The organism is Alterinioella sp., from assembly GCF_058343375.1.
The window spans coordinates 1-10714 of record NZ_JBTUJH010000118.1 but is presented as its reverse complement, the minus strand read 5'-3'; the positions used below and the strand labels follow the sequence as shown (position 1 = coordinate 10714).

Sequence of the window (10714 nt, the reverse complement as noted above, 5' to 3'; positions counted from 1 at the left end):
GGAAATCGCCGAAGAGCTGCGTGTGGCTGCCGAAGCGGTGCGCAAGGGGGCCAGGCGCTGAACAAGGCGGGAGGACCGGGAGCGAGAGGCGCTGCCCCTCGCGCTCCCCGAGGTATTTTGCCAAGATGAAGGGGGATCAGCGGGTCGGGACCGGGGTTTCACCGCGATAGTCGTAGAAGCCCCGCTCGGTCTTGCGGCCAAGCCACCCCGCCTCGACATATTTTGTCAGCAGCGGGCAGGGCCGGTATTTGGTGTCGGCCAGCCCGTCATGCAGCACGTTCATGATGGCCAGGCAGGTATCCAGCCCGATGAAATCGGCCAGTTCCAGTGGCCCCATCGGGTGATTGGCACCCAGTTTCAGCGATTCGTCGATGGATTTGACGTTCCCGACGCCTTCATAGAGCGTGTAGACCGCTTCGTTGATCATCGGCATCAGGATGCGGTTGACGATGAAGGCGGGGAAATCCTCGGCCGTTGCGGCGGTTTTTCCCAGCCGGTCGACGACCTCTTTGCAGGCGCGGAAGGTGGCCGCGTCGGTGGCAATGCCACGGATCAGTTCGACCAGTTGCATCACCGGAACCGGGTTCATGAAATGGAAGCCCATGAATTTTTCCGGGCGGTCTGTGCGGCTGGCCAGGCGTGTGATCGAGATCGAAGAGGTGTTCGAGGTCAGGATCGTATCTGGCTTGAGATGCGGCAGAAGATCCTCGAAGATCGCCTGCTTGACGGTTTCGCGTTCGGTTGCGGCCTCGATGATCAGGTCGCATTGCCCCAGATCGCTCAGCGTCAGGGTTGTGGTGATCCGGCCCAGAGCCGTCGATCTTTCGGCCTCGGTGATCTTTTCGCGGGCCACCTGACGCGCCAGATTACGGTCGATCAGAGCCATGGCGGCAGTCAGGCTGGCTTCAGAAATATCTGTCATAACAACATCATAGCCGGCAACCGAGCAAACATGCGCAATGCCGTTGCCCATCTGCCCTGCGCCGACGATGCCGATAGATTGAATGCTCATGGTCTGGTGCCTCCGGGCCCGCGTGTTCGGGCAGAGAATAGGCGCGGCAGGGCAGGCCATTCAAGGCGAAACACCATGCCGGATTGTATGAAAAAACAGCACAACATGTCGCTTTAGCCAATTGGCAACCGACGCCCTGCAATCTGGTCCGTGGGTGAGTCGAAACATGGTGGGTGAACCAGATGAGTTATGCGCAACTGGGCAGCAATGCCCTTGATTATCAACCGTGCCAGTATCCGGGATCGCCAATGACTTTCCGGGGGCCGAAAACCGAACTGGATGGCCGGTTCATCCTATGCCTTGGCGGGTCCGAGACATTTGGAAAATTTTCCAGCGATCCGTTCCCGGGCCGGTTGGGGGGGCGGCTGGGACGGCGCGTGGTAAATATGGGGGCGATGAATGCGGGGGTTGATCTGTTCCTGCATGACGGGGCCGTGAAATCCGCAATTGCGCAGGCCGATGCGGTCGTGTTGCAGGTGCCGGGGGCGGCCAATATGTCGAACCGGTTTTTCACCGTGCATGCGCGCAGGAATGACAGGTTCCTGAAGGCCTCGAGCATGCTTCGGACCATCTTTCGTGAGGTGGATTTCACCGAATTTCATTTCACACGTCACATGTTGAGCGCCCTGAAATTGCGATCTCCGGAGCGGTTCGGCGTGGTGGTCGAGGAACTGCGCGCCGCCTGGGTCGCGCGCATGGCGCAGATCATCCGCCGCGCCGAGGTGCCGGTGCATCTGTTGTGGCTCTCGCATCGCGCGCCATCGGATGAGGTGCCGCAGGGCAGCGATCTGGGATATGACCCGCTCTTTGTCACCGCGACCATGCTGGATGATGTCACCCCGCTGGCCGATAGTCTGACCGTGACGGTTTGGAAAGATGACGGCCAGCCCCCCGGCCTGCGCGGGCTTGCCTATGGCAAGGGCGAGGAGGCGGCGGCCAGTGTCATGCCCGGCCCGGCAGATCATGAACATGTCAGCCGGGTCCTGGCCGAAATCCTGGCCTGAACGGCAAAAGGCCCGCCATGCCGGGCGGGCCTTTTTCAATTCCGGTCAGGTGTGTCTACCCGAGCTTTGCTGTCAGTTCCGGCACGGCGGTAAAGAGGTCAGCCACCAGTCCGTAATCGGCAACCTGGAAAATCGGGGCCTCTTCATCCTTGTTGATCGCGACAATCACCTTGCTGTCTTTCATGCCCGCAAGGTGCTGAATCGCGCCCGAGATGCCGACTGCAATATATAGATCCGGGGCCACGACCTTGCCGGTCTGACCGACCTGCCAGTCATTTGGCGCATAGCCCGAATCGACCGCCGCACGCGACGCTCCGACAGCCGCACCAAGTGCATCGGCCAGCTTCTCGATCAGGGCAAAGTCATCTTCCGACCCCACGCCGCGCCCGCCCGATACGACGATACCGGCCGAGGTCAGCTCGGGCCGGTCGCTGGCCGCAACCTTGTCTTCGACCCATTCCGACAGGTCGGGATCGGCCACCGCAGCGATGATTTCCACCGGGGCCGCGGCACCTTCGCCCGCCGCGTCATAAGTCGAAGTGCGGATCGTCACGATCTTTTTCGCATCGGTCGATTTTACCGTCTGGATCGCATTGCCGGCGTAGATCGGGCGCTCGAACGTGTCGCCATCAATGATGCCGGATGCATCCGAGATCACCATCACATCCAGCAGCGCTGCCACACGCGGCATCACGTTCTTGGCGTCGGTGGTGGCGGGGGCAACGATGTGTTCATAGTCACCGGCCAGCGATACGATCAACGCCGCCGTGGATTCGGCCAGCCGGTGGCCAAGTGACGGATCTTCGGCCACCAGAACCCTGGAAACGCCGTCGATTTTCGCGGCCGATGCACCGGCCGCGGCGGCCGAGGCCCCACAGCACAGCGCGGTCACTTCGCCCAGTTGCACCGCCGCCGTAACGGCCTTTGCGGTGGCGTCGAAGGCCAGTTCACCATTGGTGACTTCCGCCAGAAGTAAAACAGCCATCAGACAACCCCCGCTTCTTTGAGTTTTTCAACCAGCTCATCAACCGAGCCAACAATCTCACCGGCCTTGCGCGATGCGGGCTCGGTGGTGGAGATAATCTGCAAACGCGGGCTGGTATCGACGCCGAAATCGGCGGCGGTTTTTTCATCCAGCGGTTTTCGCTTTGCCTTCATGATGTTGGGCAGGCTGGCATAGCGCGGCTCGTTCAGGCGCAGGTCGACGGTGATGATTGTGGGCATCTTAACGTCGATGGTCTGCAAACCGCCATCGACCTCGCGGGTGACGCGGGCGGTGTCGCCATCAATCTCCAGCTCGGAGGCAAACGTGCCCTGGGACCAGCCCAGAAGCGCGCTGAGCATCTGGCCGGTGGCGTTCATGTCATTGTCGATCGCCTGCTTGCCGCACAGAACGATGCCGGGCGCTTCTTCCTCGACAATCGCCTTCAGGATCTTGGCAACCGCCAACGGCTCGATATCGGTGTGCACGTCATCGGCGGCGATCACCAGAATGGCGCGGTCGGCCCCCATGGCCAGCGCCGTGCGCAGGGTTTCCTGGTTCTGTTTCACACCGATTGAAACGGCGACCACCTCTTCGGCGACGCCTTTTTCGCGCATGCGGATGGCCTCTTCGACGGCAATCTCGTCAAACGGGTTCATCGACATTTTCACATTGGCAAGATCAACCCCCGATCCGTCCGCCTTGACGCGAACCTTCACGTTGTAGTCGATCACGCGTTTGACGGGCACAAGCACCTTCATCGCAACGTCTCTCCTCGGTTTGGTCAGCCCGGGCCTGATGCCCGTGGCCGGAGTATCATCCCCCGCGTGTTAGCGTCTCAGAGCGGCCCGCGACAGGGCAAAATCGACGCGGATTGGCCAAAGGACGCCGCGTTACCGGCATTTTCGGAAAGTTTGTTTTGGATTGTGGCCGCTGCCATGCCCTGGGTGCCCGCCATCCCTGCCGGGCCGCGCAGCAGGAAAACCCCGGAGAAGGGGGGGAACCCCGCCGGTGATCTCGTTACCGGTTCGCGCCCGGAATCCACAACACATCGGCGCGGCCATTGTCATTGGAGATGCGGGCGGCCACGAAAAACCAGTCGGACAGGCGGTTGAGATATTTCACAGCCGCCGGGTTCACCGCTTCCTGTGTGCTCAGATCGACCACCAGCCGTTCGGCCCGGCGCGCCACGGTGCGGCACAGATGCAGATGCGCGCTGGCCGCCGATCCGCCTGGTAGGATAAAACTGCGCAAGGGTTCCAGAACCGCGTTCATCGCGTCGATCTCATCCTCCAGCCGATCCACCTGCACCGGATCCAGCCGCAGTGGCGGGTATTCGGCCTCGGCATCCTTTTCCATCTCGGGGCGGCACAGATCCGCGCCCAGATCGAACAGGTCGTTCTGGATTGCCGCCAGTTGATCGGCCATCCTGCCGGTGACATGCAGCCGCGCCATCCCAAGCGTCGCGTTCAATTCATCGACCGTGCCATAGGCGCTGACCCGGGCGGAATGCTTTTCCACCCGCATGCCATTGCCCAGCGCGGTCTGGCCGGCATCACCGGTGCGGGTGTAGATCTTGTTCAGAACTACCATTGCCTAGCCGCCGCTGCTGCGAAAGAACACGAAGGCCGCGATCAGGATCACCGCAAAAAACTGCATTGCCAGCCGCCAGCGCATGATCTTGTTGGCATTGCGCCGGTTGAAATCGCCGCCCTTGGTGAAGGTGCCGATGCCAAACAGCAAAATGATCGCCACCGCGACCGAGGCGATCAGCGCCAGAATGAAGAAAGTGGTTTCCATCGTGTTTCCTTTCCGGGGCCTGGCCTTACCCCCGCGTGATCACCCAATCAAGCATCCGGGTGGACAGAACGCGCCTGAGCGCCCCCATGATATAGGTTGGCACCGTCACATAATAGCGCGGTTTCGGTCGCCGCGCCTCTGCCGCATGGATCAGCTTTCTGGCCACGGCCTCGGGCGACAGCTCGAACGGGTCTTTCTTCTGGGTTTCGGCATAAAGCCGCGGCAGCAGCGCGCTGCGGTATTCCTCGACCAAGGCCGAGGTTTCCCAGTTGATCCAGCGCTCGAAATGGGCCCGTGAATTGACCCGGATCCTTGACGTCACCGGCCCCGGTTCAATCAGGCTGACATGGATGCCGGTGCCGCGCAGCTCGATCCGCAGCGTATCGGTCAGCCCCTCCAGCGCGTATTTCGTCGCCGTATAGGCCCCGCGCCATTTATAGGTGACAAACCCCAGCACCGATGAATTCTGGATGATCCGCCCATGCCCCTGCGCCCGCATGATCGGGATGACGCGCGCCGTCAGGTCATGCCAGCCAAAGAAATTGGCCTCAAAGATCGCCCGCAACGCGTCGCGCGGCAGATCCTCGACCGCGCCGGGCACACCCCAGGCCCCGTTGTTGAAAAGCGCATCCAGCCCGCCGCCGGTTTGCTCCAGCGCCCAGGCCAGCCCGGCCGCGATACTGTCCGGATCGGCATAATCCAGCACGCCGCAGGTCAGGCCCTCGGCGCGCAGGCGCTCAGTATCCTCGGGTTTGCGGCAGGTCGCCAGCACCTGCCAGCCACGCGCCTGCATCGCATGGGCGCAATGATACCCGATACCCGATGAACAGCCCGTTATCAGAATGCTTCGCGCCAAGATGGCCCCCTTGTTCGTGCTCCCGCCGTGGTTAGGCCAGCGCGGCGCAAAGGGCAAGTTGGCTCCGGCGGCCGGGCGCAAAGATGGGCATCCATCAGCCCAACGGCCAGATCGCCGGGTGCCCGCCCGATCCGCGATAGATTTTTTGCGCCCGCCTGCGCGGGGCATCTTTACCCGCCGCCGGATCATGGCGTATCACCGCCCCATAATGAATGAGCAGCCAGACGCAGAAGAGCCCCGGGAAACCTCAGAACCGCTGCGCCGAGCGATTGGCACGCGCTATCTGCAATATGCGCTGTCCACCATCATGCACCGCGCCTTGCCCGATGCCCGCGACGGGTTGAAACCGGTGCATCGGCGGATTCTTTATGCGATGCGCGAACTGCGCCTGTCATCGACCGGGGGCTTTCGCAAATCGGCCAAGATCACCGGCGATGTGATGGGCAATTACCACCCCCATGGCGATGCCGCGATCTATGATGCGATGGCGCGTCTGGCGCAGGATTTCACCATCCGCTATCCGTTGGTCGACGGGCAGGGCAATTTCGGCAATATCGACGGCGACAACCCGGCCGCCGCGCGCTATACCGAAGCCCGCATGACTGCTATTTCCGAGGCCCTGATGGAGGGGCTGACGGAAAACGCCGTCGATTTCCGCGACAATTACGACGGCACCTTGCAAGAGCCCGAAGTGCTGCCCGCCGCGCTGCCGAACCTTCTGGCCAACGGGTCTTCCGGCATTGCGGTCGGCATGGCCACCAACATCCCGCCGCATAATCTGGATGAGCTTGTCGCCGCCTGCCTGCATCTGATCAAGACGCCCGATGCCCGCGATGAAACGCTGCTGAACTATATCGAAGGCCCCGATTTCCCCACCGGCGGCATCATCGTCGAACCACGCGACAGCATCGCCGAAACCTATCGCACCGGGCGCGGTTCCTTTCGCATTCGCGCCAAATGGGAGGTCGAGGATCTGGGCCGCGGGCAATGGCAGATCGTGGTGACCGAGATCCCCTATCAGGTGGCCAAATCGAAGCTGATCGAGAAAATCGCCGAACTGATCCAGCTCAAGAAAATTCCGATCCTTGCCGATATCCGCGACGAGTCCGCCGAAGATATCCGGATCGTGATCGAGCCGCGCTCGAAAACCGTCGATAAAGATCTGCTGATGGGCATGCTCTATCGCAATTGCGATCTGGAAATCCGGTTCTCGCTCAACATGAATGTGTTGATTGATGGTCGCACGCCCAAAGTCTGTTCCCTCAAGGAAGTTCTGCGCGCGTTTCTTGACCATCGCCGGGCGGTTCTCATTCGCCGGTCACAGCACCGGATGGACAAGATCGACCACCGGCTGGAGGTGCTGGAAGGGTTCATCATCACCTTTCTGAACCTTGACCGGGTGATCGACATCATCCGCTATGATGACGACCCCAAGGCGGCATTGATGCGCGAGCAATGGGGCCGTGACCATATCCGCGCCACATCCGAGGCCGATTACCGCAGCCCCGGGCCGGGCGAAGGCGAATTGTCCGAAATGCAGACCGAGGCCATCCTCAACATGCGTCTGCGGTCGCTGCGTCGGCTTGAGGAGATGGAACTGCTGAAAGAGCAGGCCGCGCTGATGGAGGAGCGCGCCGGGCTGGAGGATCTGCTGGCCAGCGATGCCATGCAATGGGCCAGGATCGCCAGCCAATTGCGCGATGTGCGCAAGCAATTTGGCAAGGGCACCGAATTCGGCGCGCGCCGCACCCGGTTTGCGGTGGCGGGCGAGGTTGAGGAGGTGCCGCTCGAGGCGATGATCGAACGTGAACCGATCACGGTTGTCTGCTCGAAAATGGGCTGGATCCGGGCCATGAAGGGCCATATCGACCTCAGCCAGCCGCTGAAATTCAAGGATGGCGATGAAGGCCGCTTTCAGTTCCACGCCGAAACCACCGACAAGCTGCTGATGTTCGGCAGTAATGGCAGGTTCTATACCATTGCCGCCACCAATTTGCCCGGAGGCCGCAGTATGGGTGAGCCTGTCCGCCTGATGGTGGACATGCCCAACGAGGTCGAGATAGTGGATTTGCTGATACATGCGCCCGGCGAAAAACTGATGGTGGCCTCAACGGCCGGCGACGGTTTTATCGTGGCCGAGGCCGATGTCATCGCGCAGACCCGCGCAGGCAAACAGGTGTTGAATGTGAAAGGCGATGTGAAGGCTTCGGTCTGCACCCGCATTTCAAAGGGCGACGATCACGTCGCCTGCGTCGGCGAAAACCGCAAGGTTCTTGTCTTTCCCTTGTCCGAGATGCCCGAAATGGGCCGCGGCAAGGGGGTGCGCCTGCAAAAATTCAAGGATGGGGGCCTGAGCGACGCCCGCAGCTTTGCTCTGTCCGAAGGTCTTTGCTGGCGCGATCCGGCAGGCCGGACCCGGACCGAGGCCGATTTGACCGAGTGGATGGGCAAACGAGCCGCCACGGGGCGCATGGCACCACGGGGTTTTCCACGCGACAATCGGTTTACATGAAGGTCTGAATGAGCGCTTTGAAAACGGAGTTCGGAGGTGACAGGGGTGATCTGTTCCTCTTGAAGCTGCATTGCTGCGCATCCATTTCCTTGGCAATCTGATCTCGGGCATTCTGGTTGGTTTGGTCTCGCCGGTGATCCTGGGCCTGGCGGATTTGATGGATCTGCGGGAATGCCAATCGCCTGAAGGCGGTGCGGCGCTGGGCATGTCAGCCGCCGCCGGGATCGCGCATCCCGAATTTCGGGATCGGGTCGAGGCAGCAATGATCGCCGATAGCGGCACCGCAACCGGGGCCCGCGTGATCGCTGTTGCCGGGTGGCAGGGCATTTGCAGCCAGGCCACCTTTTCCTGCCGATCGGCCGGTGCCCCCCCGCGTTTCATTTGCGCCAGTCCGCCGGTTTTGTTAACGAGGTCGGGCTGCTACCCTGGAGGAGCTTCATGCGCGCCCTGTCCCGCCTCGCCGTTCTTGGATTTGTCTTTTTGCTTGGGGCCTGCGCCTCGACCGACCCGCTGGAAGAGGATCTGCCCGATATGGGTGATTTCCGCCTCGCCTATAACATTGTCGTGGCGGAAAACATGCAGCAGGTGCCGCCCTCGCGCAATGCCACGCCTGAGGAATGGATTGAGGTTCTGACCGGCGAGATCGACCGCCGTTTCGCGGGCTATGATGGCGACCGCCTGTATCACATCGCCATCAATATCGACGCCTATTCGCTGGCCATACCGGGCATTCCGATTCTGCTGTCGCCGAAATCCATTCTGGTGATTTCGGCCAATGTCTGGGACGATGAATTGCAGGCCAAACTGCATGAGGAACCGCGTCGGCTGATCATTTTCGAGGGTGCATCGGCGCAATCCATCATCGGCTCGGGGCTGACCCGCTCGCGCGAGGAACAGATGCAGGTTCTGGCCCGCAACGCGGCGCGCCGGGTGCAGCTTTGGATGCTCGAAAACCCCGAATGGTTCTCGATCGACGCCGTAACCGCTGCCGCCAACGCCGCCGCTCTGGCAGCCGAGGTTGCCGCCGTCGAAGGGCCGCCCGTGGAACTGCCGCCCGAATTGCAGTAATCGGACCAGGCGGTCCAGTGCCCTTGATTTTGTCGCGCCGTCAGGTGCAGCGCGCGCATGATGTTGCAACCGGATCGACGGCGCGCTTTTTGTGGTGCATGCCGCACACGGCAAGATGCCGCAGACCCGCGCACACATCCTGCTGGACCATCAGGCCCCCTTTTCTGACCGTAAACCCCCTCAAACCCGGACGATCAGCTTGCCGGTATTCTCTCCCCTATAGAGCATCTCGATGGCCCCCATCGCGGCCTCGGGCCCGTCCAGAAAATGCTCTCGCACCGTCAGCTTGCCCTGCCTCAGCCAGCCTGCCAGCGCGTCCCGCGCCTCGGCCATCCGGTCCTTGTAATCAAAGATCAGAAACCCCTGCATCCGGGCCCGCGCGACCAGCAACTGGCGATGCACGCGCGGCCCGACAGGTATGGGGTTCCAGTCCGTTATGGCGGCAGTTCCACAGATTGTGATGCGCGCACCAACGGCGAGCCGGGCCATGACAGCATCCGAGATCGGCCCGCAGGTATTGTCGAAATAGCAATCCACCCCATCGGGGCAGGCCGCATCCAGGGCCGCCCCCACATCGCCCGCCTTGTAGTCAATCGCCGCGCCATAGCCGAATTGGTCAAGACATTGCCGCAGCTTTTCGGCCCCGCCAGCGATCCCGACCGTCCGGCAGCCCATTATGTTGGCAATCTGCCCCACGGCCGAGCCCACAGCCCCCGCCGCCGTCGACACCACGACCGTATCACCACGCTGCGCCGCGCAGGTCTCTCGCAGGCCGAAATATGCGGTGGTTCCGTTCAACCCCAAAATGCCAAGCGCATAGCTGCGCGGCAGATCTGCCTCCGTTACCTTGCGGTCGATCATGGCCCCGTCGACCAGAGCATGGGTCTGCCAGCCGAACATTCCATGGACGACATCGCCGGTTTCATAGTCAGGATGGCGCGATGCGATCACATCGCCGACGCCAAAGCTGCGCATCGGGTCGCCAATCGGCACCGGCGGCGAATAGTTCGGCACGTCATTGGCCCATCCGCGCATCGCAGGATCAATCGACCAATGCGATACGCGGACCAGAACTTCGCCCGCGCCCGGATTGGCCAGGGGCATTTCCTGCAATGCGAAATGCTCGGATGTCGGAACGCCGACGGGACGTTTGGCAAGGATCACTTGCAGGTTCTTCATCTCATTTTGCCTTCCGGTCTGCTGTTCAGGCCCAGCATGCGACGGACCGGTGCGCCCGACAATGTGAAAGCTCTGTGCGGAGGTCTTTTCTGGGGTTGTGCCGGGCGCGCATTCCCCGGTAAAACCGTCGGCGGAGACGTGGCCGAGTGGTCGAAGGCGCTCCCCTGCTAAGGGAGTAGGCCCGGAAGGGTCTCGAGGGTTCGAATCCCTTCGTCTCCGCCACTTGACCTTTAACCCACTGGTCAACCTACAGTTTTCCAAGAGCGAAACTGGCAAATCCGGCTCCTGCTACAGAACACTG

10 protein-coding genes and 1 tRNA gene are annotated in these 10714 nt (G+C 61.7%); 4 read left to right on the top strand and 7 right to left on the bottom strand.

The features are described from left to right. Positions 1 to 136: 136 nt before the first annotated feature. A complete protein-coding gene (locus ACW8PS_RS15350; RefSeq protein WP_491528381.1) occupies positions 137 to 1012 on the bottom strand; it encodes a 3-hydroxybutyryl-CoA dehydrogenase in 876 nt (291 codons plus the stop codon). Between the two features lie 182 nt (positions 1013 to 1194). Between ACW8PS_RS15350 and ACW8PS_RS15345 the strand changes: the two genes are divergently transcribed. Then, entirely contained in the window at positions 1195 to 2016 is an 822-nt protein-coding gene (locus tag ACW8PS_RS15345; protein WP_491528380.1) for a DUF6473 family protein, read from the top strand. 55 nt (positions 2017 to 2071) lie between these two features. Here ACW8PS_RS15345 and ACW8PS_RS15340 read toward each other — a convergent pair whose 3' ends face one another. The 5 genes from ACW8PS_RS15340 to ACW8PS_RS15320 all read right to left on the bottom strand — a co-directional run bounded on the left by ACW8PS_RS15340 (position 2072) and on the right by ACW8PS_RS15320 (position 5657). After that, entirely contained in the window at positions 2072 to 3001 is a 930-nt protein-coding gene (locus tag ACW8PS_RS15340; protein ID WP_491528379.1) for an electron transfer flavoprotein subunit alpha/FixB family protein, read from the bottom strand. Further along, a complete protein-coding gene (locus ACW8PS_RS15335) occupies positions 3001 to 3759 on the bottom strand; it encodes an electron transfer flavoprotein subunit beta/FixA family protein (protein WP_491528377.1) in 759 nt (252 codons plus the stop codon). The genes ACW8PS_RS15340 and ACW8PS_RS15335 overlap by 1 nt, the downstream gene beginning before the upstream one ends. 259 nt (positions 3760 to 4018) lie before the next feature. Next, entirely contained in the window at positions 4019 to 4591 is a 573-nt protein-coding gene (locus ACW8PS_RS15330) for a cob(I)yrinic acid a,c-diamide adenosyltransferase (RefSeq protein WP_491528376.1), read from the bottom strand. A 3-nt stretch (positions 4592 to 4594) separates the two neighbouring features. After that, on the bottom strand, positions 4595 to 4798 hold the full coding sequence (locus ACW8PS_RS15325) for a twin transmembrane helix small protein (protein WP_491528375.1): 204 nt from the start codon (positions 4796 to 4798) through the stop codon (positions 4595 to 4597). A gap of 25 nt (positions 4799 to 4823) precedes the next feature. Further along, complete coding sequence (locus ACW8PS_RS15320; protein WP_491528382.1) at positions 4824 to 5657, bottom strand: SDR family oxidoreductase; 834 nt, start codon at positions 5655 to 5657, stop codon at positions 4824 to 4826. Between the two features lie 205 nt (positions 5658 to 5862). On the opposite strand from ACW8PS_RS15320, the gene ACW8PS_RS15315 reads away from it, so the two are divergent. Together ACW8PS_RS15315 and ACW8PS_RS15310 are read left to right on the top strand one after the other, a co-directional pair. Then, positions 5863 to 8166, top strand: coding sequence for a DNA topoisomerase IV subunit A (locus ACW8PS_RS15315; protein ID WP_491528374.1), 2304 nt, complete (start codon positions 5863 to 5865; stop codon positions 8164 to 8166). A gap of 438 nt (positions 8167 to 8604) precedes the next feature. Beyond that, positions 8605 to 9234, top strand: coding sequence for a hypothetical protein (locus ACW8PS_RS15310; RefSeq protein WP_491528373.1), 630 nt, complete (start codon positions 8605 to 8607; stop codon positions 9232 to 9234). A gap of 180 nt (positions 9235 to 9414) precedes the next feature. Here the strand turns inward: ACW8PS_RS15310 and ACW8PS_RS15305 are convergent, their stop codons facing one another. Then, a complete protein-coding gene (locus tag ACW8PS_RS15305; protein ID WP_491528372.1) occupies positions 9415 to 10413 on the bottom strand; it encodes an NADP-dependent oxidoreductase in 999 nt (332 codons plus the stop codon). A 132-nt stretch (positions 10414 to 10545) separates the two neighbouring features. Here ACW8PS_RS15305 and ACW8PS_RS15300 point away from each other — a divergent pair. Beyond that, positions 10546 to 10635: transfer RNA gene (locus ACW8PS_RS15300), tRNA-Ser, on the top strand. The last annotated feature ends 79 nt before the right edge of the window (positions 10636 to 10714 follow it).